General features: G+C 35.5%; 15 protein-coding genes. 2 read left to right on the top strand and 13 right to left on the bottom strand.

The features are described from left to right. Nucleotides 1–39: 39 nt before the first annotated feature. Nucleotides 40–2247 carry a bifunctional alpha,alpha-trehalose-phosphate synthase (UDP-forming)/trehalose-phosphatase gene (locus tag MWU65_RS07205; RefSeq protein WP_247076520.1) on the bottom strand — a complete coding sequence of 736 codons (2208 nt, stop codon included), beginning with the start codon at nt 2245–2247 and terminating at the stop codon, nt 40–42. 103 nt (nt 2248–2350) lie between these two features. On the opposite strand from MWU65_RS07205, the gene MWU65_RS07200 reads away from it, so the two are divergent. Then, the gene (locus tag MWU65_RS07200) at nt 2351–4153 is read left to right on the top strand and encodes a glycoside hydrolase family 15 protein (protein WP_247076519.1); all 1803 of its coding nucleotides are present in this window, start codon (nt 2351–2353) and stop codon (nt 4151–4153) included. Nucleotides 4154–4402: 249 nt separating this feature from the next. Here MWU65_RS07200 and MWU65_RS07195 read toward each other — a convergent pair whose 3' ends face one another. The 11 genes from MWU65_RS07195 to purL form a co-directional block, all read right to left on the bottom strand. Beyond that, nucleotides 4403–6211, bottom strand: coding sequence for an acyl-CoA dehydrogenase family protein (locus MWU65_RS07195; protein ID WP_247076518.1), 1809 nt, complete (start codon nt 6209–6211; stop codon nt 4403–4405). Nucleotides 6212–6351: 140 nt separating this feature from the next. Beyond that, nucleotides 6352–7542, bottom strand: coding sequence for an acetyl-CoA C-acyltransferase (locus MWU65_RS07190; RefSeq protein WP_247076517.1), 1191 nt, complete (start codon nt 7540–7542; stop codon nt 6352–6354). Nucleotides 7543–7645: 103 nt separating this feature from the next. Further along, entirely contained in the window at nt 7646–10051 is a 2406-nt protein-coding gene (locus tag MWU65_RS07185) for a 3-hydroxyacyl-CoA dehydrogenase/enoyl-CoA hydratase family protein (protein ID WP_247076655.1), read from the bottom strand. Between the two features lie 22 nt (nt 10052–10073). Further along, a complete protein-coding gene (locus MWU65_RS07180; RefSeq protein WP_247076516.1) occupies nt 10074–10514 on the bottom strand; it encodes a MarR family transcriptional regulator in 441 nt (146 codons plus the stop codon). Between the two features lie 147 nt (nt 10515–10661). Further along, nucleotides 10662–12431 (bottom strand): AMP-dependent synthetase/ligase, encoded by a 1770-nt coding sequence (locus tag MWU65_RS07175; RefSeq protein ID WP_247076515.1) that lies wholly within the window; start codon nt 12429–12431, stop codon nt 10662–10664. A 236-nt stretch (nt 12432–12667) separates the two neighbouring features. Continuing rightward, a complete protein-coding gene (locus tag MWU65_RS07170) occupies nt 12668–13249 on the bottom strand; it encodes a YceI family protein (protein WP_247076514.1) in 582 nt (193 codons plus the stop codon). 99 nt (nt 13250–13348) lie between these two features. Further along, nucleotides 13349–14611, bottom strand: a complete 1263-nt coding sequence (locus MWU65_RS07165; protein ID WP_247076513.1) for a hypothetical protein — start codon at nt 14609–14611, stop codon at nt 13349–13351. Nucleotides 14612–14631: 20 nt separating this feature from the next. Beyond that, nucleotides 14632–15222 (bottom strand): YceI family protein, encoded by a 591-nt coding sequence (locus MWU65_RS07160; protein WP_247076512.1) that lies wholly within the window; start codon nt 15220–15222, stop codon nt 14632–14634. A gap of 367 nt (nt 15223–15589) precedes the next feature. Then, nucleotides 15590–15976 (bottom strand): DUF3037 domain-containing protein, encoded by a 387-nt coding sequence (locus tag MWU65_RS07155; RefSeq protein WP_247076511.1) that lies wholly within the window; start codon nt 15974–15976, stop codon nt 15590–15592. Continuing rightward, the gene (locus tag MWU65_RS07150; protein ID WP_247076510.1) at nt 15966–16745 is read right to left on the bottom strand and encodes a HipA family kinase; all 780 of its coding nucleotides are present in this window, start codon (nt 16743–16745) and stop codon (nt 15966–15968) included. The genes MWU65_RS07155 and MWU65_RS07150 overlap by 11 nt, the downstream gene beginning before the upstream one ends. 172 nt (nt 16746–16917) lie before the next feature. Beyond that, nucleotides 16918–20577 (bottom strand): phosphoribosylformylglycinamidine synthase, encoded by a 3660-nt coding sequence (purL, locus tag MWU65_RS07145; protein WP_247076509.1) that lies wholly within the window; start codon nt 20575–20577, stop codon nt 16918–16920. Nucleotides 20578–20867: 290 nt separating this feature from the next. On the opposite strand from purL, the gene MWU65_RS07140 reads away from it, so the two are divergent. Beyond that, nucleotides 20868–21299: a hypothetical protein gene (locus MWU65_RS07140; RefSeq protein WP_247076508.1), complete on the top strand. Its 432-nt coding sequence runs from the start codon at nt 20868–20870 to the stop codon at nt 21297–21299. An 84-nt stretch (nt 21300–21383) separates the two neighbouring features. Here MWU65_RS07140 and MWU65_RS07135 read toward each other — a convergent pair whose 3' ends face one another. Further along, nucleotides 21384–22595: a methyltransferase domain-containing protein gene (locus MWU65_RS07135; protein ID WP_247076653.1), complete on the bottom strand. Its 1212-nt coding sequence runs from the start codon at nt 22593–22595 to the stop codon at nt 21384–21386. Between the last annotated feature and the right edge of the window lie 36 nt (nt 22596–22631).

Here is a 22631-nt window from a genome sequence, read left to right as displayed (position 1 = left end):
TTTCGTTTGTAATTCAAAAGTAATCCAATCCGCTAAAAATTAGTCTATAAAACGTTTTAAGAGTTTCCGAACATCATTTGTACCGTCGACATAATATTTTGCTTGTGTTTTTTGGAGTCCAACTTTTACAGTTATAGCACTTTCTGGTAATTCTTGAAACATAAACTCGTCTGTCCAATCATCTCCAATAGCAAAGACAAAGTCGTATGCGTCATCATTATACACACGCATTGCAGCTCTCCCTTTGTTCACGTTACTACTCTTAATTTCCACTACTTTATTACCGTTAAGTACACTTAAATCATCATTAGCTATTAAACTGGTTAATACTGTATTTAGCTCTGTTGCTCTTTTGTTACCAAAATCTGGATCTGTTTTTCGGTAATGCCAGGCTAAAGAATAATTTTTTTCTTCTATAAAGCTCCCTGGTGTTCTATCTACAAAAGATTCTAAAACAGGATGTATTTTTTCCATCCAATCCTTCTTTACGTTTTCTAACATTCTAAATGCTTCTCCTGCTTGCGATATCCATACCCCATGTTCTACAATCATATTGTATTTTTTGTGCAAAAACCATTTGGTAAATGTTTCTTTATCTCTACCACTTATTAAGTACATGTCTGTATTGGACTGCGAAGATATTTTGTCTAATAAGATGTATAATTCTTCATCTGGACTAGCCTTTTGTGGATCGTTTTTAAAGGCAGCTAAAGTGCCATCATAATCTATAAATAGCAACCTCTTTTTAGCTGTCGTATAGTTTTTTTGTACGGCAGCTAAAAGTTCTTTCGAAAATTTTCTAGACACATAGGTGTTGCTATTTTCTCTTTGTTGTTTTAAAGAGTTAACAAAATCGTTAGCCCATTTTTCAACGTTGTACCGCTCTAGTCTTTTTTGTAAAATATCATTGCGCTCTTGTTGTTCTTCTAATGGCATATTTATTGCTTGTTGTAAAGCAGCTACCGTTTGTTCAAAATTATTAGGATTAACGAGTAAGGATTCATTCATTTCATTGGCAGAGCCAGCCATTTCACTTAAGATTAAAACTCCTGTTTTATCTGTTCTAGCGGCAATGTATTCTTTGGCAACAAGATTCATACCATCGCGAATAGGAGTTAACCAGGCTATGTCACAAGACGTATATAAATCAATTAAATTTTCAAATGGCATAGATCTATAAAAATACCAAATTGGTGTCCAGTTTACAGTTGAAAATTCGCCATTGATTCTACCCACCAACTCATCTACTTCTTTTTTTAATAACTGGTATTGCGGTACATTAGACCTAGATGGTACTGCTAAAATTATCAACCGAACCTTTTCTTTGTATTCGGGGTGCTTATTTAAGAAGTATTCAAACGCATTTAACCTTTTTGCAATTCCTTTGGAATAGTCTAATCGATCTATAGATAAAATTAGTTTGGCATTTTGCGTAGATTCTTTATGTGCGTTTAATCGTTGTTGAAACTCTGACTGATTTTCTATTGTGTTTAGTGAATTTGCTTTACCAGCTTCACTAAACTTCTTGTAATCTATCCCCATAGGGAATGAGTCTACCTTAACAATTCTATTCTCGATATGAACATCATTAAAACTCACGTCTAAGTGAAGTAAACGTCTTACAGAACTTAAAAAATGCCGTTCATAGTCATAGGTATGGAAACCGATTAGGTCAGATCCAAGTAAGCCTTGTAAAATTTCTTCACGCCACGGCAGTGTTCTAAATATCTCGTAGGACGGAAAAGGAATATGTAAAAAGAAGCCAATAGATATATCGGGTTTTTTCGCTTTAACCATTTGCGGTACTAACATTAATTGGTAGTCATGTACCCAAATAATATCATCATCGTCCGCTTTTTTTATAATTTCATCTGCAAACTTCTGATTTACGGCCTTGTATATTTCCCAGTTTATAAGTTCAAATTCAGAATACTCTAAAAAATAATGAAACAAGGGCCAAATTGTCCTATTGCTAAACCCAAAATAAAATCCATCTACCTCGTTATTGTTTAGCTTTACTTTGGCACAACCATACCCTTTTAAGGTAGTATCTATCTCATTCTCTAGATCTGCGGGGATATCTTCATCAGCTAAACCACTCCAACCAATCCATAAATCATTGCTTCCAGAGTGAACAGATTTCATGCCGGTTGCCAATCCACCAACACTAGGGGTTGTTTTTATTTCATTATTATGAATTTCTAATTGTACTGGTAGTCTATTTGAGATAATGATAGTTTTACTCATAAAATGCTTTTTTTTAGTGGAAATTGACAGAAATATCTCTAAATTTCGTTAAAATCGGCATTAAAACCTACAAAATAGTAATGTTTAGATATAAATTTATGATATGAATAATTTAGACTACGGAATAATTGGAAATTGTAAGAGCGCAGCCTTAATTTCTAAATACGGTGCAATACATTGGAGTTGTTTACCAGATTTTGATTCTTCTTCTATTTTTGCAAAAATACTAGATGAGCAAAAAGGTGGTAGTTTTGAAATAGGTACTTCTACTGATTATACTATTAGCCAAGTATATAAAAAAGATACTGCAATTTTGATAACAACCTATAAAGAAAATGATAATATTTTTGAAGTTAGAGACTTCATGCCCCGTTTTAAATTAGAAAATGGGTCTTATTATTCTCCTCCTGAAATTATACGTTATATCAAGCATATTTCTGGAACACCTAAATTTAAAGTACTTTATAATCCAAAATTAGAGTACGCAGCTGGGGAAACAAAAACATATATAAAGGATAATTTTATTATTAGTTTAACGCATGGAGAAAAATTTGATACTGTTTTTCTATACACTTCATTTGATAAACAAGCTGTTGTAGATGGAAAAGAGATTGAATTAAAAGAAGATGGTTATTTTTTACTTGGTTATAATGAAAAAATATTATTACCATCAACACCTAAAATGTATCGAATACAGCAGAGTACCGAAGTATATTGGCTAAATTGGAGTAATAAAACACCAAAATACAAACTGTATAATGAAGAAATAAACAGGAGTTCTATCACCTTAAAATTACTTAGTTATGATAAAACAGGTGCAGTTTTGGCAGCGGCAACAACATCTTTGCCAGAGACCATAGGTGAGGTTAGAAATTGGGATTATCGTTTTTGTTGGATTAGGGACGCATCAATGGTTATTAAAGTGATGTCAGAATTGGGGCATAAAAATGTAGCCAAACGATACTTACAATTTATTATAGATCTCATACCAGACAAGGATGAAAAACTACAAATAATGTATGGTATCAATAAAGAGAAAACCTTAACAGAAAAAACCTTAGACCATTTGGATGGCTACGGAGGTTCTAAACCCGTTCGTGTGGGTAATGCTGCCTATAAACAAAAGCAAAACGACATTTATGGTATTCTTATGGATGTTATTTATGAACAGCTGGTGAAGTTTTCAACGGACATAGAAAATGGAGAAGAATTATGGGGCATAACCAAAGGAATTGTTTGGATTGTGGACAAACACTGGAGAGAAGCGGATAAAGGGATTTGGGAATTTAGAACTGAAGATCGCCACTTTACCTTTTCTAAGGTACTCTGTTGGGTTGCTATTGATAGAGCCATTAAAGTAGCTAGAATTTTTGATAAATCTCATAAAGTAGCCAAGTGGACCAAAATAGAGCAAGAGATTAGAAATGATATTTATGATAATGCTTGGAATGATTCTGTAAATGCATTTACACAATCTTATGGTTCTACCTACTTAGATGCCTCCGTGCTTTTGATGGAATCTTATGGGTTTATACATGCAAAGCACCCAAAATATGTGGCTACGGTTAAAGCTATTGAAGAAAATTTGTGTAATGATGGTTTGTTATACCGCTATAAAAATGAAGATGATTTTGGGTTGCCATCCTCATCCTTTACAATTTGTACTTTCTGGTTTATAAACAGTTTGTTTAAAATAGGTGAAGAGGAAAAAGCCCTTGCTTATTTTGATAAACTACTTACATATAGCAACCATTTAGGATTGTTTAGTGAAGATATTGACTTTAAAACAAAACGATTATTAGGGAATTTTCCACAAGCCTATTCTCATTTAGCACTGATAGAATGTGCCATTAATTTTTCATCAAAAAATAAGGATGAAAAAATATTAGAATCTATGAGAGAATAGAACTATATACTAATATAGTAGAAGTATACTAAAGTCTTGAAATGAATTTCAAGGCTTTAGTTATTTAATAACTGGTTATATAATGGCTTTTTGATGTTTACCACTTATTAGCTACTGCTAGCTATTTTTTTTGCCACCTTAAATGTACTTGTTTTGGACAAAAAAAGACCATCAACAAGGTGTTGATGGTCTTACCAAACTCTGCTGTAAACAGCTTTAATTTGAATTAGTCACTCTTTCACTGTTTTACTAAAAACAGTATTTATTTTCTGCCTTCACTTTTTCTGCAATTTCAACCCGTAAATCTACAATGTCGGGGTAATTTGTATATTTTGTAAAGCGTTTCAGCCCCATAAGCATCATTCGTTGCTCATCACCTTCAGCAAATGAAATAATACTTTCTTTTCCTTTTTCTTCTATAATGTCAACGGCATGGTACAAGTATAGTTTTGCCATTGCAATTTGTACAGATTGCTTGTCTTCACCAAAACGCTTGGCATTTTTTTCAGTCCGTAATATTGCAGATTCAGCCATATAAATTTCAATTAATATATCTGCTGCTGCAATTAGAAGTTGTTGATGCTCTTCCAGGTTTTGTCCGTATTTTTGAACAGCTCCACCGGCAACCATTAAGAAGGTTTTTTTAAGTTTCTTAATCATTTCTTTTTCTTCTGAAAATAATTCAGAATAATCTGGTGTTTCAAAAGATGGAATACCCATTAATTCATCTTGTACGGCCTGTGCGGGACCTAATAAATCAACATGTCCCTTCATAGCTTTTTTAACCAACATACCAACAGAGAGCATGCGGTTAATTTCATTGGTGCCTTCATAAATACGAGCAATACGCGCGTCTCTCCAAGCAGCTTCCATAGGGGTTTCTTCCGAAAATCCCATACCTCCAAAAATCTGAATTCCTTCATCTGCACAATGTTGTACATCTTCAGAAACGGCTACCTTTAAAATGGAACACTCAATGGCGTATTCTTCAACTCCCTTAAGTTCAGCTTCTTGATGTGTGTTGCCAGCAGCAACTCTCATTTCTATTCTATCTTCAATGTTTTTTGCAGCTCTATAGGTTGCAGATTCGCCGGCATATGCATTGGCTGCCATTTCAGCTAATTTGGTTTTTATTGCTCCAAAATCTGCAATAGGTGTTTTAAACTGTTTGCGTTCGTTAGCGTAGTTAACAGCAGTTGTAAGAATTCTACGTTGAGAATCTAAACAAGCAGCAGCTAATTTTATACGCCCTACGTTTAGTGCATTCATAGCAATTTTAAAACCTTCACCACGACCTGCCAGCATATTGTCTGCAGGAACCACCGTATCATTGAAAAATACCTGACGGGTAGATGAGGCTCTAATCCCTAGTTTGTGTTCTTCTTCACCTAATGTAATTCCATTTGGATTATCTCCTTCATATTCAACAATAAAACCAGTAATGTTTTTGTCATTCTCAATTCGCGCAAAAACAATCATTAAACGACAAAAACCTGCGTTGGAAATCCACATTTTTTGTCCGTTAATTCTATAAGATTTTCCGTCTTCAGAAAGGGTTGCGGTTGTTTTCCCTGAATTGGCATCTGAACCTGCTCCTGGTTCTGTTAAGCAATACGCGCCAAACCATTCACCTGTAGCCAATTGAGGAACATATTTTTTCTTTTGTTCTTCTGTACCATAAAGTGTAATGGGGAGTGTACCAATACCAGTATGTGCGCCAAAAGCAGTACTAAATGACCCTGTGCCACTAGAAATATAGTCACAGGTTAATACCGTGGAAACAAAGCCCATACCCAAACCATCATAAGCTTCTGGCACCGCTACGCCTAAAAATCCAAGGGCACCGGCTTTACGCATGGTTTCTTCTGTTAAGGCATAATCCTTAGCTTCAAACCTTGCTTTATAAGGAATAATTTCGCGATCGTTAAATTCCATCACAGCTTCTTTCATCATGGTTTGTTCTTCTGAAAAATCTTCAGGAGTAAACACATCTTCGCAATTTGTTTCTTTCACGATGAACTGACCTCCGCGTAGGATATCTTTTTCTTTATCTGCCATTTGTTTTTAGATTAAAGAAGATAGAAAATAGAGCATAGACTTAATTCAGACTATTTTAAAATCCCATTGTCATTCTTGGGAATTCTTCTATTTTTTCTTCGGGTATTTTTAAATTATTATCGTTATTATTTTTTCTTTGTTTAATTGAGAAACTCAAATATGCCACAGGCACCTTGTCCGGTACCAACGCACATAGTTACAGCGCCGTATTTTCCTTTCATATCACGTTTACGCATTTCATCAAATAACTGAACAGAAAGCTTAGCGCCTGTACAACCTAATGGATGACCCAATGCAATGGCACCACCGTTTACGTTGATAAGGTCTGGATTTAGGTCTAACTCTCTAATTACAGCTATGGATTGTGACGCAAAGGCTTCATTTAATTCTATTAACTCTAAATCTGATTGTTGTAAACCTGCTTGCTTTAATGCTTTTGGAATTGCCTTTACTGGACCAATACCCATAATGCGTGGTTCTACACCAGCAGCGGCATAGTTTACCAAGCGTGCAATAGGCTCAAGATTCAATTCTTTAACCATTTCTTCACTCATAATCATTACAAAAGCAGCACCATCACTCATTTGAGAGGAGTTACCAGCAGTTACACTACCACCTGCAGCAAATACGGCACGTAATTTTGCCAATGCCTCCTTGCTCGTTCCAGCACGTGGGCCTTCATCTTTGGTAACGGTGTATTTTTTTGTTGCTTTTTTCCCGTTTTCATCCACATAAGTCTGTTCTACGTCTATTGGTACTATCTGATCTTGAAAACGATTTTCTGCTTGCGCCTTTAAGGCTTTCATATGTGAATTGTAGGCAAACTCATCTTGGTCTTCACGAGTTACTTTAAATTGTTTTGCAACGGCTTCAGCTGTATTTCCCATGCCCCAATAGTAATCTTCATGACCTGCTTTTACAGTATCGTAATTCAATTCTGGTTTAAAACCTGTCATGGGTACACTACTCATACTTTCTGCTCCACCAGCAATGATACAATCTGCCATTCCTGCTTGAATTTTAGCAGTTGCAATCCCTATTGTTTCAATTCCCGAAGCACAAAAACGATTTACAGTTACACCAGGAACATCTACACTATCTAACCCTATTAATGAAATAAAGCGTGCCATATTCAAACCTTGTGCACCTTCTGGCATTGCGTTACCAACAATAACGTCGTCAATACGCTTTTTATCTAAATTAGGAAGCTCACGCATCATGTGTTGAATTGTTTCTGCGGCTAATTCATCTGTTCTTTTAAAACGGAACACGCCTTTTGGTGCTTTGCCAACTGCGGTTCTATATGCTTTTACTATATATGCGGTCTTCATAGTTATATTGTTTATTTTGAAAGGGTGAGCAAAGAAAACGGAGTGGTAAAAAAGATTTTCAAAACTGTCTTTAAATAGTCTCGTTTTAGTTCACTTTTCTATTCTAGTTTCTTAATGGTTTCCCTTTGGTTAACATGTGCTGAATTCGTTCTAAGGTTTTGCGTTCTGTACACAAACTTAAGAAAGCCTCACGCTCTAAATCCAATAGGTATTGTTCACTAACTAGGGTAGGTTCAGATAAATCCCCACCAGCCATAACGTAGGCCAATTTATTGGCAATTTTATGATCGTGTTCACTAATATAGTTACTGTCTTCCATAGCGTCTGTACCTACAAGGAACATTCCTAAGGCTTGTTTTCCTAGTACTTTTACATCTGTCCTGCGAACGGGTTGTGTGTAACCTATATCTGCCATTAATTTAGCGTGTTGTTTTGCAACGGCTATCTGGCGATCTTTGTTTACCACTACAATATCTTTTCCTTTTTGTAAAAGGTTAACATCAAAGGCTTCGTAAGCCGATGTAGAAACTTTTGCCATTCCTATAGTTAAGAAGTGCTCTTGCAATACATTGAGCTGTACATCACCTTTGCTAAACATATCAGAAGCTCTTAAAGCCATTTCTTTAGAACCACCACCTCCAGGAATAACGCCAACGCCAAATTCTACAAGTCCCATATAGGTTTCTGCAGCGGCAACCACTTTGTCTGCGTGTAGTGATAACTCACAGCCACCACCCAGAGCCATTCCGTGAGGAGCAGAGATAGTTGGAATCGCAGAATATCGCATGCGCATCATTGTATCTTGGAAGTATTTAATGGCCATATTAAGCTCATCATACTCTTGTTCTGCAGCCATCATAAAGATCATTCCTATGTTAGCACCAACAGAAAAGTTTGCTGCTTGGTTACCTACAACTAAACCTGCAAAATCTTTTTCGGCCATATCAATGGCTTTATTTAATCCTGCTAAAACATCACCCCCAATGGTGTTCATTTTAGATTGGAACTCACAGTTTAGGATACCATCGCCTAAATCTTCTACAACAACGCCCGAATTTTTAAATACTTCTTTTGTTTTTCTGATATTGTCTAGGATGATAAATGCATCTTGTCCTGGAATCTTTGTTTGATTTTTAGTAGGAATGTCATAAAAATAGGAGGCACCATCTTTTATGGTATAGAACGAGGTACTGCCTGATGCCAACATTTCAGTGACCCAAGCGGCAGGCACTAATCCTTCAGCTTTCATTAATTCAATTCCTTTTTCTACACCAATAGCATCCCAAATTTGAAAAGGTCCGTGTTCCCAACCAAATCCAGCCTTCATTGCATCATCAATCTTGTACAATTCATCTGAAATTTCAGGAATACGATTGGATACGTAGGCAAATAAAGCGGTGAAACTTTTTCTGTAAAATTCACCTGCTTTATCTTTTCCTTTCACTAATATTTTAAATCGATCTACTACCTTATCAACGGTTTTAGTCAATTCTAAAGTCGCAAATTTGGCTCTTTTTGCAGGGCGATATTCCAAGGTATTCAAATCCAATGATAAAATTCCTTTTTTACCTTCGGCAGAAACTGTTTTTTTATAAAATCCTTGGCCTGTTTTGCTTCCTAACCATTTGTTGTCCATCATAGTATTGATGAATTCTGGTAATTCAAAAAGCGCTATACGTTCGTCATTAGGACAGTTTTCTCTAATGCCGTTGGCAACATGAACCAAAGTATCCAAACCTACAACATCTACCGTACGGAAGGTTGCGGATTTTGGTCGTCCAATTACGGGGCCAGATAATTTATCTACTTCTTCTATAGTTAAGTCTAAATCTTTTACAGCGTGAAATAAACTCTGAATACTAAAAATACCAACACGGTTGCCGATAAAGGCAGGAGTGTCTTTTGCAATTACCGATGTTTTTCCTAAAAATTGTTCCCCATAACCGTTTAAAAAATCCAATACCGCAGTATCTGTTTTTGGTCCAGGAATAATTTCAAATAATTTTAAGTAACGTGCCGGGTTAAAAAAGTGGGTTCCACAGAAATGCTTCTGAAAATCATCAGAGCGACCTTCACTCATAAAATGAATAGGAATCCCTGAAGTGTTCGAGGTAATTAAGGTACCCGGTGTCCGGTATTTTTCAAGTTTTTCAAAAACTTGTTTTTTTATATCTAGCCTTTCAACAACAACTTCCATAATCCAATCTACATCTGCAACCTTGGCAATGTCGTCTTCTAAATTACCTGTAGTAATGCGATTGGCAAAAGATTGACTGTAAATAGGGGAGGGTTTAGATTTTAAAGAAGCCGCTAAGGCATCATTTACCAAACGATTTCTAACTACTTTGTCCTCTAGCGTTAATCCTTTTGCTTTTTCTTTATCATTTAATTCTCTAGGAACAATATCTAACAATAGAACTTCTACTCCAATATTAGCAAAGTGGCAAGCAATACCGCTTCCCATAATACCAGATCCTACTACTGCTATTTTTTTAATATGTTTGTTCATTTCTAAGTGACTATTAATTAGTTTAGTTTTTTTCAAAAATCTTTTTTTTACCAATAAGGGTATTGATAGCTTCTGTAACTTCAAAAAAATGAGTCAGTTTTTCTTCTGATATGTTATTTTTAATTACATTATTAAACTGTAGTACGGCATCCTTAGACAGTGTTCTTTTTTCTAAGCCTACTTTGGTTAAATGAATAATTACGCCTCTACCATCATTGGGATTAGGTTTTCTACATATGAAACCTTTGGCTTCTAAGCTTTTTAAAATTCTAGAAAGGCTGGTAGCTTCCATTCCCATTTTAGGTCCTAATGCCGTAGAAGGGGAGCCTGTTTTTGGGTCAATACTTAATAATGTAAAACCCATAGCCATAGTATTGTTATGTGCTTTGGCTTCCTCATTATACATTTTAGCCACTGTAAGCCAGGTTTCTCTTAATGCGTAATCAATGGTAATCTCCTTCATTTAAATTGAATAGGTTACCAAATATAGGAAAATTTATTATGCATGCATAATAAATGGACTAAAAAATTACTGTATACCGTATTGGTTGCATAAAATTGCAGTTAGAAAAGGACTTAGTTGGATTCTTAAAACCCTATTTAGATCCTATTAATGGCCATAAATATCATTGTAAAGCGCAATGTATTTTTCTTTTACAATTTTTCTACGAAGTTTTAGCGTTGGGGTTAAATGTCCATTTTCTATACTCCACGTATCTGGAGTTAACCGAAACTGTTTTATTTTTTCCCATTTGGCAAAATTTTGATTCGCTAGATCTACTTCTTCTTGAAAACGTGCAATTACCTTATCATTGGTGATCATTTCTTCATTAGTTGTTAAGCTGATATTATGTCGTTTTGCCCAATCTTTGACAAAACCAAAATCTGGTTGAATAAAAGCCGCAGGCATTTTTTCTCCTTCACCAATAACCATAACTTGATCTATAAAGCGAGACTGTTTGCATCTGTTTTCTAATAATTGAGGGGCAACATATTTACCGCCAGAAGTTTTGAACATTTCTTTTTTACGGTCTGTAATTTTTAAGAAACCTTCGGCATCTATTTCTCCTATATCCCCGGTGTGAAAATAACCATCCACAATAACTTCTGCCGTTTTAACATCGTCTTTAAAATAACCCATCATTACTTGGGGACCCTTGACACAGATTTCTCCATCTGCAGCTATTTTTACTTCGGTATAATCAATTGGTTTGCCAACAGTTCCTATTTTAAATCCGTGGTTACGCATATCATTTACAGATACTACTGGCGAAGTTTCTGTTAGCCCATATCCTTCCATGACTCCAAAACCAGCAGCGTTAAATACACGCGCTAAACGGGGTTGTAGGGCGGCACTACCAGAGGCCATTACGGCAATTCTGCCTCCTAAGGCAGCTTTCCACTTGCTGAAAATTAATTTACGAGCCAATGCTAATTTTTGCTCATACCACCACCCATTTTCGCCATAAGGTTCATATTTTAAACCAACATCAACAGCCCAAAAGAATAATTTCTTCTTAATACCCGTTAATTCGGTTCCTTTTGTAATTATTTTGTCGTACACCTTTTCCAATAATCTTGGTACGGCAGTCATTACATCGGGTTGGACTTCCTGTGCATATTCACTAATTTGGTCTATAGGAGCATAATGTATGCTAGTACCACAATATTGGTATAGGTAGATGAGCATGCGCTCATAAACATGGCATAGTGGTAAAAAACTTAACGCCTTAGAGTTGCCTAGTTCTATAGGTATTCGTTTAAAACTTCCTAGGGCATTACTAACTAAGTTGTTGTGCGATAACATTACGCCTTTTGGTTTTCCGGTAGTTCCAGAAGTATATATAAGGGTAGCTAGGTCACTGGGTTTAACACTTGCTTTTAGTTTTTCAACTTCAACCTGCTTAGAGGAATCTTTACCTAGCTCTAATACTTGTGACCAATTATCACATGCCGCTACGATATCAAAGGAATAAACTGCAAGGAGGGAAGGAACCTGATCTTTAATTTTGTTTACCTTTTCAAAAACTTCGGAACAAGATACAAAACAGTATTTTGCTTCTGAATGATTTAAAACATAGGCATAATCATCCTCGGAAATAGTCGGATAAATAGGTACGTTTTGAGCACCAATTTGTAGAATTCCGATGTCCATAATATTCCACTCCGTTCTATTTGTTGATGAAATGATAGCAATTTTATCATTTTTTTGTACTCCAAGTTGCAAAAGAGCTCGGCTTATAATATTAGCTTTATCGATGTACTCTTGAGTTGAAATAGCGGTCCAAACCCCATCGTATTTAGTAACTAAAGATTTTTTTAAATTGTATTTCTCAAGTTGATGGTATGGAAAATCAAATAATCTGGTAACTTCTTGCATAAGAATTGAGTGTGTCTAGTAATGCAAAATAAGAAAAGGAATGGTTATTAAAAATTAAATTCACAAAAAAATAACGAATTAAATGTCATTTTGATAATGTGGTTTTGAAAACCCCCTTTAAAAGGTTTGTATCTTGAATGTAGAAGATAGCAACGGCTGTGGAATTCCTTGAATTGGACCCTTTGATTCATTCTCATAAATGGAAGTTGGGTGCAATTTTCTTAAGGCATAAAACACTAATGCGCTAGAATAAATAGTTTAAAGTTAATATTAATTATGTTGTTAACTACAATAAGGCCCATGGCTTTTTTTGGTGCTTCCAAATCAAAGGCATTGATATCTAATTCTAAATTTCCAGTAATTGAAAGATAGCCATCTTCCTTAATTAATACAGCTGTTTGGTAGTCGTTGGTAACCCCTGCTAGTTCTATTGAAATGGTAGCCTTAGTTTCGCCAATTGTGTTTGCGTACTGTACTTCCTTTAATCTCAAGGTGATTTTAGGATGATGGGCAGCTTTAATGAGTGATTTAAAGTCCTTATTTATTCCTCGGCCTCCACAATCAAAATAACCGTGATATAGGGGTAATACGGTTTTGTTAAAAATTAATTTGTTTTTTTCTTGGCTATAATTAATTTCTATTGGATTGTTTATTTGTTCTGTATTAAAGTTACATTTAAAATTACTAATGTTTGTGGTTCCAGTAATGGTAAGTAGGCTATTGTCTTGGATAGTTATGTTAAGATTTGTTAGATTGTCAGAAGTAGCAAATGAAAATCCAATAATAGCACATATGTAAATCCCGTATTTTCTAAACATAAAGAATTCAATTTTGTTTGTTCATAAATAAAAGGGAAAGTTCATGAAAAATAATTTTTATTTCTATGTACTTGCCCTTCTATTAACTAACTTTTGATATTAAAAACTGATAGCAGCTTCAAACATAATACCGTTAAACTCACCTTCATTTAGGATACTTGTAACGCCATATCCATCATATTTTTGATTTACATATTCTAATTTCGCAAGAATATTTTTTGTCATAAACCAACCGGCTCCTAATTGAACTCGTGTTATATCTATTTCTTCGCCAGTTACTTCTTCAGAACTAACTTTGTTGTAACGCCCACCGATGTATAAATTTTCATTGCTTCCAAATCTATATACTAATTCACTGGCAAATTGGTTAGCCGTTCTAGTATCTGTTTCTGTATCTGCTTTCCCTGTAGCAGTTTCTAATGTCCCAAAAAACTCTAGACCTTTGTATTTAACAAAAGGATTAAACATAATAGCACTAATTTGGTTTCTTAAATTAGGATTGTAACGACCAGATCTAAAGTTAGAAGATGTAGTTGCTGTTTCGTTTTCCATTACTAAATAATAACGAGATCCTGCTCTATCAGCCGCGTACAAATAAGAGTTTGGTACTTGTCCTGTATTATACATAGATCCAGTAATTCTTACTCTTAGGTCATCATTTAGTTGTTTGTCATATCCTAATTTCGCTAAAAATGAAGCTCCACTTGCTTCTGGGTTACTAACAGATTGGTTTAATTTACCATTGGTAATACCAATCATACTTATTAATCCATTATTTCTATAATAAACTTCTGCACCTACTTCTGTAGTGAACGCATCCATAATTAAGTTTCCAACAAATGGATTGTATAGTGTTTGTGCATTGTCACTTCTTCTAAAGTGGGCGTCACCATAATTATTTTCCATATGCCCTATTTTAATAGTAGCATACTGCATAAAATTTTCTAAAAATCCTTCTTTGATAAAGTTCAATTTTTCAATTTGAAAATAACCTCCTTTTACATAAGGTTCTGGATGGTGTCTCGATGATAAATAAGTTCTAAGGTGCATTCTTACACCATCGTATAGAGCAACATCTAAATCGAGATTTGCAGTGGCAAGGTTAAAATTGTTTCCTATTTCTATTAGGTTTTCAGCGCCAGAATTTTCATGATCTAATGCCTGAAATTGAAGCGCAAAAGAACCTCCAACTTTAACTTTAACTCCATCAAAAGTACTGGCGGTATCTTTTGGAGATTCAAAAACATTTATACCTTCCTTGTCTGGTTGTCTAAAATTGTCTAAATTTCTGTCTTGTGCAATACCATTGATACCTACGAGCAGCAAACCCATTATCATTACTTTGTTAATTCCTTTTTTCATATTATTAAATTATTTAGTATTTATAAATTGGATGATTTTAAATTAAAGTTTACTGTTATTTCATCTCCTGTAGTTATGGTGCCTAAAAGGGCTTTTGGAGGCTCAATATTGTAATCGGTCATTTTTATTTTCTTTTCCCCCTTAATACTTAAACCGTTATTAATAAATGCTAATGTTAGATTCATAGAGATTCCTTTTTTTACACCTGCAATAGTTAAATTTCCGCTTACCTCAGCCGTATAATTTCCGTTGCCATTATCTATTAAATTTTTAACACTAGTTAGCGTATAGGATATTGTTTTATAGGTGTCAGTTTTCAGCGCCTTATAGGTGTTTTTATCCATAGCACGTTTTCCACTTTTTAAGCTTTCCGCTTGTATAGTGACATCAAGTTTTTTAATGAAGAATTCAGTATCTTTATCAATACGAATACTTCCTTTAAAAATTTCTGCTACCTCCTCCCAGTCATGTAGGCTAGAAGTGCCTTCAATCGTAAGCGTTGATGATGAATTGCTAATTGTAAATTGTTGCGCCATAGATATACTACTTATACATAAAGCCAGTATAAATAAGCTCATTTTTGTTGGCATTTTCGGGTTTGTATTCCTCATAACTTTTTAATTATAAATGATTAGCCAAAGGTCTAAATCATTGGCTTTCTTTTATATGATAAAAGTCAGGATTACTAAAATGGGCTTCTTTTGCTAGGAAAGATTGTGTGTAATAAATTTGGAATCAATTACTTAGGTAGAATGATTTATTCGGTAATTTTTGTAATTATTTTTTAATTTTTAAAAAGTAGCTGAAATCTTAAATTTTGTTTGAGTTTTTTAAATTAGCAACTAGATTTTAAAGTGCTGTTGAAGATAAATTGGGTAAATAAATTTTGTAACTAAAGCAGTACTCCATTGTCTATGAAGTAAGGAGAGGATTCTAAAACTTAAAATATTAGAATACAAAAAATAGAATTGAATACAGCTACAACACGTATTTTTTAAAGATGGCATTTAATTCATTCTCCGGGTCATCAGTTAAGCCGGAATGTGTTTGTGAACTTTGAATAATCGTACTTCTACATGCAGCGAGCCATCGGAATCTATCGGACAATTCTAGCTTCCCAATGGTGCCACCAGCAGGTTCCCCATTGCAAATTAATTCCCATGATTCTAAATAGGCATTTAAGAGGTTAATCGTTATTTGGTCTGAAGCAAAAGCATCTAGTTTTTTTGGGTTGATAGCATATTTTACACCAAGGAATTTTTTTCGTTTAGAAAAAAGAATGACACCAACATTAAAGAATTCTTCACGTTCTACCTTGGGTACAACTCGTATTATAGCATATTCAAATGTGACTTTATCTTGCATCTTCAGCTTCTTTTACTAATCCATGAATAGCAGAAATTTTTACCGTTAAATATTCAATATAGGCGGATCTCATTTCTAAAGGTGTTAAGGTATCGGATTCGTGCACCAGCCAGTCTTCGGGAATGGATGCTATAATTTCACTAATTTTATTGGCGTCTATGGCTTGTTCTATTTCCTGGGCAGCTTTGTTTAAATTAGTGGCTTGCTCTAGGAGAACATGGTCTTTTATTAAAGGAAATGTTCGTGTCAGATGATTTCTCCAGGTTCCCCAGTTATGATGAAAATAAAAACTAGCACCATTGTCTATAACCCATAACTCCTTGTTCCAATGGAGTAAATTGGTATTTTTGGCAGTACGGTCTATATTGCTAATTACACTATCTAAAAGGACTATTTTAGAAGCAGTAATAGGGTCTACTTGGTTAACTAGGGGGTCAAAAGTAATTGCACTAGATAAAAAATGCAACCCAAGATTTAGGCCTACACTAAACTTAAGTAGGTCTTGAATTTCCTCATCGGGTTCTGTTTTGCTAAAAGAATCATCTAAATTCATGAACACCAATTCTGGCACCTTTAGTCCAATGGCGCGAGCTAATTCTCCACCAATTAGTTCTGCAATCAGTGCTTTTTTTCCTTGACCAGCACCCCTAAATTTTAAAACATAAAGATAGTCATCATCAGCTTTTACGATGGCAGGTAGGGAGCCTCCTTCTCGCAAAGGTTTAATATATTGAACAACATTTACGGTTCTAATGTCTATTGTATTCATAGTTGCTAAGATAGAAAAACTTAGGTGTAAAAGGGCGACAAGAATAGGGTTCCCTTGTTTATTATTTTTTTGTTTGCCGTTTTGAAATCAGCCATGTCTACTTTTTTTAATTTCAATAAAAAAACCCACAACTAAAAAGAAGTGAGTTTTGGTATAGGTCTAAAAAGTAGTATTATCCTTTTTGGTTTAAGATCCATTCTTTAGCATTAACAAAAGCCTCTAACCAAGGAGAAACTTCATCTGTTCTGTCTTCCGGGTAATGAGCCCAGTTCCATTGAAAGGTAGATCGTTCTATATGCGGCATAGTTACCAAGTGCCTTCCAGTTTTATCACAGAGCATAGCCGTGTTAAAATCACTTCCATTTGGGTTAGCCGGGTATGCTTCATAGCCGTAGGTAGAAACTATATTGTAGTTTTCTTTAGACATTGGAAGACTAAATTTACCTTCCCCGTGACTAATCCAAACACCTAAGGTTGTTCCTGCAAGTGTGGATAACATAACGGAGTTGTTTTTTTCGATGGTTACAGATGTAAAATTACTCTCGTGTTTATGAGAATCGTTATATGTCATTTTGCCGTGTTGTTTATGTTCTGGATTAATTAAATCCAATTCCATAAATAACTGGCAACCGTTACAAATACCAATAGATAAGGTGTCTTCCCTTTGAAAGAAGTTGTTGATTACTTTATTGGCTTTTTCGTTGTACTTTATGGCACCAGCCCATCCTTTAGCACTTCCCAATACATCAGAGTTTGAGAAACCACCAACGGCTCCTAGAAACTGAATATCTTCCAGTGTTTCACGACCTGATATTAGATCGGTCATGTGTACATCTTTAACATCAAAACCAGCCAAGTACATTGCATTTGCCATTTCGCGTTCAGAATTACTTCCTTTTTCACGTAAAATAGCGGCCTTAGGCCTTTTCCCTTGTAGTACTGGAATTTTACCTGTAAAGTGTTTAGGGAAAGTGTAACGTAAAGGCTGTTTCTTATAATTCTCAAACCTGTCTTTTGCTAGATTATTTGCGGTTTGTTTGCTGTCTAAAAGGTAGGAGGTCTTAAACCAGGTATCTCGTAATGAGGCTATGTTTAAGCCCATTTCCATACCGTTGTTTTTTATGGTTACCGTAGCTTCTTCAGTGACAGTACCAATTTTAACAGCAACGATACCTGCTTTGGTAAAAAGGGATTCTACGCTTGGATCGGCCTGAAAAACGATGCCAGCATTTTCAGCAAATAATAATTTTATAGTGTCTTCTTCGCCTAAGGCAGATAGATCTAGGTTTGCACCTAAATTAGTATCGGCAAAACACAATTCTAATAAGGTTGTAATTAACCCACCAGAAGCAACATCATGTCCCGCATTAATTTTATCAGCCTTAATAGCGTCTTGGACCGTATTAAAAACAGCTTTTACATAAGCTGCATCTGTTATGGTTGGTGCTTCGGTGCCAATTTTATTTTGTATTTGAGAAAAAGAAGAACCTCCTAATTTAAAGTTGTCTTGAGAGAGGTTGATGTAATAAATAGGATTGCCATTTTTCTTTAATACCGGCTCAACAACTTTAGTAATATCATTACAATTAGCGGCCGCCGAAATAATTACAGTTCCCGGAGCGATAACTTCTTCGTCTTTATATTTTTGTTTCATGGAAAGCGAATCTTTCCCTGTTGGCACATTGATCCCTAAGGCAATGCTAAATGCTGATATTGCTTCTACGGCTTGGTATAAACGTGCATCTTCGCCTTCGTTCTTACAGGGCCACATCCAGTTAGCGGATAAAGAAACTGATTGTAATCCGTCTTTTAAAGGAGCCCAAACAATATTGGTCAGGGCTTCTGTAATGCTGTTTTTGCTGCCTGCTGCAGGATCTATTAAGCCAGAGATAGGGGAGTGTCCAATGGAAGTTGCAATACCTTCTTTTCCTTTAAAGTCTAAAGCCATAACACCACAATTATTTAGTGGTAATTGTAACGGACCAGCACATTGCTGCTTGGCAACACGGCCACCTACACAACGGTCTACCTTGTTTGTTAACCAATCTTTTGAACCCACCGCTTCTAATTGCAATACTTGATCAAGGTAATCGTGAAAATATTCTAATGAATACTTCGGGTCTTCATAATTTCGTGTAATGGATGTATCTGTCAGTATCGTTTTTGGCGAGCTACCAAACATATCTTCCAAGGCTAAATCCATGGGTTTTTCACCTGTAGTTTTAGATTCAAATGTAAATCTATGGTTGTTTGTAACTTCTCCAACTTCGTACATTGGTGATCGTTCACGTTCTGCTATGCGTTCTAATAGTCCCATATCATCCTTGCCAATAACAAGGCCCATACGTTCCTGAGATTCATTCCCAATTATTTCTTTTGCAGATAGGGTAGGGTCACCTACAGGTAATTTATCCAAATCGATATGTCCGCCAGTGTCTTCCACTAATTCAGACAAACAGTTCAAATGTCCGCCTGCACCGTGATCGTGAATGGAAACAATAGGGTTCTCATTGCTTTCTACCAATCCACGTATAGCATTTGCAGCTCTTTTTTGCATTTCTGGATTGGATCGTTGTACTGCGTTTAATTCAATTCCCGAAGCAAATTCGCCTGTATCTGCACTAGAAACTGCTGCACCACCCATACCAATTCGGTAATTGTCGCCTCCTAAAATTACTATTTTATTTCCTTGTTTAGGTGCGTCTTTTAAAGCTTGATTTTCTTTGGCATAGCCAATACCTCCGGCTTGCATTATAACCTTGTCGAACCCAAGTTTGCGCGCATCTTCTTGGTGTTCAAAAGTTAAGACAGAACCTGTAATTAAAGGTTGTCCAAATTTGTTTCCAAAATCAGATGCTCCGTTAGAGGCCTTTATTAAAATATCCATGGGTGTTTGGTACAACCAAGGACGTTCTTGCATGGCATTTTCCCAGGGTCTGTTTTCTTCTAATCTAGAATAGGAGGTCATATACACTGCAGTTCCAGCTAGGGGCAAAGAACCTTTACCGCCAGCCAAACGATCTCTAATTTCACCGCCAGCGCCAGTGGCTGCACCATTAAAAGGCTCTACTGTGGTTGGAAAGTTGTGTGTTTCTGCTTTTAAAGAAATTACAGAATTAAAGTCTTCTTCTTGATAAAAATCTGGTTTATCTGCTGTTTTAGGAGCAAATTGTGTAACCGTAGGGCCTTTTATAAAGGCAACATTATCTTTATATGCAGAAATAATGTTCTTAGGGTTTTCCTGTGACGTTTTCTTTATTAATTGAAATAAAGTAGAAGGTTTTTCTACGCCATCAATAATAAACGTACCATTAAATATTTTATGTCTACAGTGTTCAGAGTTTACTTGGCTAAACCCAAAAACTTCAGAATCTGTTAGTTTTCTCCCGATCTTAGTAGCTACACCCTCTAAATAGGTTATCTCTTCCGCATTTAAGGCCAAACCTTCTTGTTGGTTATAGGCTGCAATATCTTCAATAGGTAATACCGCATCTGGGGTACTATCAATTTTAAAAACATCGGGGCCTAATTGGCTGTATTTTTGAGAAATCATAGGGTCAAAGTCCTTAGCATCTGGGGTAGATGCAAAGAATTCTTCAATTCTAATAATGCCAGAAATTCCCATATTTTGAGATATTTCTGTGGCATTGGTACTCCAAGGAGTAATCATTGCAGCTCTTGGACCAACAAAAAAGGCGTCTAGAGACGCCGCATTTATTTTGGGTTGATTCCCAAAAAGCCAAGTTAACTTTGTGCAATCTTCTGGTGTAAGATTGTGTTTGGTTTCTACTGCAAAAATCTTGCTGGTACTATCTCCGAAAAAGTGAATCATTATAGCTCTTGTGTTGTTTTGTTTAACAAGCGACAAATTTACGATTTTTAAGTTTATTTTTTTAGAAGAATAGTTAACAGTTTTTCTGTGGATTGTTAATTTCCTTGTATTTTTTTTAGGGATACTGGTTTTCTAGTTTTTAAGGGTGTTACCAACTGGTTTGGACAGGGGGAATAAAATTTTTACAAATAAAAAGTGGGGTATTTTGGTTTTAAATTGTTTTAGACCTGTATTGCGACACTAAAATTATTTCTCGCAACGGATTAAAAATCGAATTAAAAATAGATACTATGAAGAAATTACAATTTTTAATGGCAACAGTTTTAATTTTCTTATCATTTACTGTAACAGGACAAGAAAAAGAAGCCAATGAAGAAGAAAAACTATCTTACTATGAACAACGAGCAAAAGAAGATGCCGAATTTGAGCAGTCAAAAATGGCAGAAGTAGAAAGTGAAGAGGTATTTTGGGAAGACCAAAAGAGCTATGAAAAAAAGTTAAAAAAGAGAGATAGAAAAGCGTATAAAGCGTATATGAAAGGAAAGAGAGATGCTTATGCAGAACATGCAGAACATTGCAATTCTCATTGTCATCACAGTGAATATTACCACCATCATACTACGTTTTACTACAGCTATACGCAGTATAGGGCTAGGCCTAGGAACTCCGGAGTACATACTAGGGTAGGAGTTAGCTTGCCTAGTGTTAGGATTGGTTTATAACTAATTAATTGGTATTGGGTTAAAATGCGGTCGTTAGACCGCATTTTTTTGTTGTAATATTTTCAATAAAACGTATTGCAAAGATTATTTCTTGGTAAATAGTGCCATATAAAATCCGTCATAGCCAGATTCAGAAGCGTATATTTTTTTCTCTTTAACCAATGTGAAATTAGCACCCGCCTCAGAAGCTAAAAAAGCCATGGCTTGCTCATTGTTTTCTTGAGGTAGAATAGAGCAAGTAGCGTAAACCAGCTTGCCACCTTCCTTAACCATTTTGCTATAACTCTGTAAAATTTCTTGTTGAGTTTTTGTAATCTTCTCTAAGAATTCTGGTTGTAATTTCCATTTTGCATCGGGATTTCTTTTTAAAACACCTAGACCGGTACAAGGGGCATCAATAAGTACGCGATCTGCACTATTGTACAACTTTTTAATTACTTTGGTAGAGTCTATTTCTCTAGTTTCAATATTGTGAGCGCCATCTCTTTTGGCACGTCTTTTAAGTTCTTTTAATTTGTTGCCATAAATATCAAGGGCAATTAGTTGTCCTTTGTTTTCCATTAAGGCGGCAATGTGTAGCGCCTTCCCACCGGCACCAGCGCAAGTATCTATAACGCGTTGACCTGGTTCTACTTCTAAAAATTCGGCGACCAATTGCGAAGAGGCATCTTGCATTTCAAACATACCTTTTTGAAACATTTCGGTTCTAAAAACATTGGCACGTTCTGCAAGGAGCAAAGCATCTTTATAACCCTTAATTGGGTTGGCTACTATATTTTCTTCTAAAAGGGCTTTTTGTAGCTCTTCTTTGGTTGTTTTTAAGGTATTAACTCTTAGAACAACTTCCGCTTGTTTGTTTAAGGCGTTTATTTCCTTTGTCCATCGTTTATCGCCCAAAGCTTTTTCTCCCAATTCATCGATCCAATCTGGAATAGATTCTTTGAATTTTCTAATCTTAGAAAGTTCATCAAACTTACCTTTAATTCTTCTCGTAGGAGTTAATTCTATTTGTTTCCAATCTGGCAACTCTATACCTTTTAAGACCGCCCAAACAGCCCAAATTCTAAATAAATTGGGTCTACTATAGGGTGCCTTAACTTCAGCAATCTCCGTATATAGCCTTTTCCAGCGTACAATATCATAGGTGGTTTCAGCGATAAAACCTCTGTCTCTAGCGCCCCAACGTTTGTCAAATTTTAATACCTTTTCAACAACCTTATCGGCATATTCTCCTTCGTTAAAAATAAGGTTAAGCGCATCTACTACGGCAAAGACTAAATTTCTGTGTAATTTCATCATAAAAAAATAAGGCTGCAAAGGTATTGTTTTAGA

Origin of the sequence: Cellulophaga sp. F20128 (assembly GCF_023015805.1) — a bacterium.
Taxonomy (GTDB): Bacteria; Bacteroidota; Bacteroidia; order Flavobacteriales; family Flavobacteriaceae; genus Cellulophaga.
Note: the sequence above shows the minus strand (reverse complement) of the source record. Positions and strands in the feature narration are given on the sequence as shown.

What these genes read in the sequence shown, in the direction of transcription:
- MWU65_RS07190 (WP_247076517.1), bottom strand. Translation starts at nt 7,542, where the DNA reads ATGAAGACCGCATATATAGTAAAAGCATATAGAACCGCAGTTGGCAAA.
- MWU65_RS07205 (WP_247076520.1), bottom strand. Translation starts at nt 2,247, where the DNA reads ATGAGTAAAACTATCATTATCTCAAATAGACTACCAGTACAATTAGAA.
- purL (WP_247076509.1), bottom strand. Translation starts at nt 20,577, where the DNA reads ATGATTCACTTTTTCGGAGATAGTACCAGCAAGATTTTTGCAGTAGAA.
- MWU65_RS07200 (WP_247076519.1), top strand. Translation starts at nt 2,351, where the DNA reads ATGAATAATTTAGACTACGGAATAATTGGAAATTGTAAGAGCGCAGCC.
- MWU65_RS07170 (WP_247076514.1), bottom strand. Translation starts at nt 13,249, where the DNA reads ATGTTTAGAAAATACGGGATTTACATATGTGCTATTATTGGATTTTCA.
- MWU65_RS07140 (WP_247076508.1), top strand. Translation starts at nt 20,868, where the DNA reads ATGAAGAAATTACAATTTTTAATGGCAACAGTTTTAATTTTCTTATCA.
- MWU65_RS07155 (WP_247076511.1), bottom strand. Translation starts at nt 15,976, where the DNA reads ATGCAAGATAAAGTCACATTTGAATATGCTATAATACGAGTTGTACCC.
- MWU65_RS07160 (WP_247076512.1), bottom strand. Translation starts at nt 15,222, where the DNA reads ATGAGGAATACAAACCCGAAAATGCCAACAAAAATGAGCTTATTTATA.
- MWU65_RS07185 (WP_247076655.1), bottom strand. Translation starts at nt 10,051, where the DNA reads ATGAACAAACATATTAAAAAAATAGCAGTAGTAGGATCTGGTATTATG.
- MWU65_RS07165 (WP_247076513.1), bottom strand. Translation starts at nt 14,611, where the DNA reads ATGAAAAAAGGAATTAACAAAGTAATGATAATGGGTTTGCTGCTCGTA.
- MWU65_RS07150 (WP_247076510.1), bottom strand. Translation starts at nt 16,745, where the DNA reads ATGAATACAATAGACATTAGAACCGTAAATGTTGTTCAATATATTAAA.
- MWU65_RS07180 (WP_247076516.1), bottom strand. Translation starts at nt 10,514, where the DNA reads ATGAAGGAGATTACCATTGATTACGCATTAAGAGAAACCTGGCTTACA.
- MWU65_RS07135 (WP_247076653.1), bottom strand. Translation starts at nt 22,595, where the DNA reads ATGAAATTACACAGAAATTTAGTCTTTGCCGTAGTAGATGCGCTTAAC.
- MWU65_RS07175 (WP_247076515.1), bottom strand. Translation starts at nt 12,431, where the DNA reads ATGCAAGAAGTTACCAGATTATTTGATTTTCCATACCATCAACTTGAG.
- MWU65_RS07195 (WP_247076518.1), bottom strand. Translation starts at nt 6,211, where the DNA reads ATGGCAGATAAAGAAAAAGATATCCTACGCGGAGGTCAGTTCATCGTG.